At 49.6% G+C, this 1,880-nt stretch carries 1 protein-coding gene; it reads right to left on the bottom strand.

The annotated features are described in order from the left end of the window. Window positions 1-79: 79 nt before the first annotated feature. A complete protein-coding gene (ltrA, locus tag AACX68_RS07050; protein WP_228860844.1) occupies window positions 80-1,399 on the bottom strand; it encodes a group II intron reverse transcriptase/maturase in 1,320 nt (439 codons plus the stop codon). Between the last annotated feature and the right edge of the window lie 481 nt (window positions 1,400-1,880).

The raw sequence follows: 1,880 nt of genomic DNA, 5'->3' as shown, positions 1-1,880 counted from the left end.
CGGTTGAGTAGGCCGCGGGAACTGCCCCCGCAGCCTCTCGCAGAACGGTACGTGAGCCTCTCGACTCATACCGCTCCCATCAGGCAAACACACCTGTCATTCCTGCCCGCCAATGGGCAAACAACCCCTTATGCTCCTTTGCGATCCTTTGAAGAAGTTTTGAGGCTTGGGTTTTGTGTCTGCTCAGTGCCTTGAACTTTCGTCTAACCCAGCGCACCAGCGCTTTGTTGAGCTGCCTGAAAACCTTATACAGTTCCGATCGACAAAATTGGCCATAATAGTTCAACCAGCCATTTATCATGGGGTTTAGCCAGTTTGCCATCTGTATCAGGTTCAGTTCTGTCCGCATTCGGATCTTCAACTTACGGATTTTGAATCTCATGGCCTTTTGGGCCGCTTTGCTGACTGCCGGTGTAAAACTCACAAACAAACTGTTTCTTTTACGATTCTTGACCAACCTGGGTCTGAAGGTATATCCCAGAAAATCAAAACTGGTCTGTTCATATTTTCCCTTTCGTTCAACGTCCTTACAGTAAGCAATCCGGGTTTTGTCCGGATGCAGTACCAGTCCACACTCCCTGAAACGTTGTTCCAGCATTTGCCAGATTTCTCTGGCCTGCGCTTCACTCTGGCAGTGAACCAGTCCATCATCTGCATAGCGACACCACTTCATCCGGGGATAATATTTCTGCATCCATTTGTCGAAAACGTAGTGCAGAAATAAATTTGCCAGTATCGGACTAATCACGCCACCTTGCGGTGTCCCTTTCTCTCGGAATAGCACTTCACCATGACATTCCATCGGTACCGTTAGCCAGCGTTCGATGTACAGGCAGATCCACGGGCTGTTTGTGTGTTTTCTCACCGCTTTCATGAGTAAATCATGGGGAATATGGTCAAACAAGCCCTTAATATCGAACTCCAATACCCAATCCTGCTGCCAGCATCGCTGCCTTGTGACTCGGATGGCATCAATCGCCGATTTATTCGGGCGGTAGCCATAAGAATCCGGCAGAAAATGAGGTTCAACAAGCGGTTCGAAATGAAGCCTGACCACCATTTGCGCCACACGATCCGCTACCGTAGGAATACCCAGCAGGCGTTCACCTCCCGACTTCTTGGGAATAGCGACACCTTTCACCGGAGGCGGATAATAACTACCTGATGACAGGCGGTTCCAGAGTTTATACAAATTCCCTTTTAGGTTTGATTCAAAATCCGCTAGGGTCTGACCATCCACGCCTGCCGCACCTTGATTGGCCTTAACCAATAACCAGGCACGGTACACATCCCTTTTCTCAATGACAAACGGTTTTGCCTTAACCGCCGTATCTCCTCCTGCCTGACAGTTGGATACCGGGTAAGGCTGCCTGACGTGACCCCTTCGCTCCACATTCATTACAAATATTTCCTCACTACTACGAGTCACTCCGCCCCTGTATCACGCTTCGGTACTCTCATACTTGTCAATTCAGTGACTTGTATTTCTTCCTTTACATCGTGATGACAGGTTCCCGCAGTTCCCAGAAAGAGCCCGATACAAAGTCACGCCTACTCTACGCCGGACACCACCTGCGCAGCATTCGGAGTCCACTCACAGATTTATCCCGGAAGATAGAAACGCCCCCGGTTTTGATGTCACTTCTCTTCTTTACGACGCGTCCACATAGGTTCGGTTTTACTCGTCTCTTTGTACCCTACCTGCTGAACTTTTTTTTTGTTCATGCTTTGACCTCAACGCTCACAACCACCGCTCTTTACGGCAGCCGCTTGAGGTGGTTTGAAGCCAGCTCCCGACAGCGGACTTCGGTGGGCCGACCACCATCTCTTCCTGAGCTTATGCTACATACTGCTGCATTCCCTATGCTGCTAGTTTGTAT

Origin of the sequence: Xenorhabdus sp. PB61.4 (assembly GCF_963894935.1) — a bacterium.
GTDB lineage: Bacteria > Pseudomonadota > Gammaproteobacteria > Enterobacterales > Enterobacteriaceae > Xenorhabdus > Xenorhabdus stockiae.
This window is presented reverse-complemented; position numbering and strand designations above follow the sequence as displayed.

What these genes read in the sequence shown, in the direction of transcription:
- ltrA (WP_228860844.1), bottom strand. Translation starts at nt 1,399, where the DNA reads ATGAATGTGGAGCGAAGGGGTCACGTCAGGCAGCCTTACCCGGTATCC.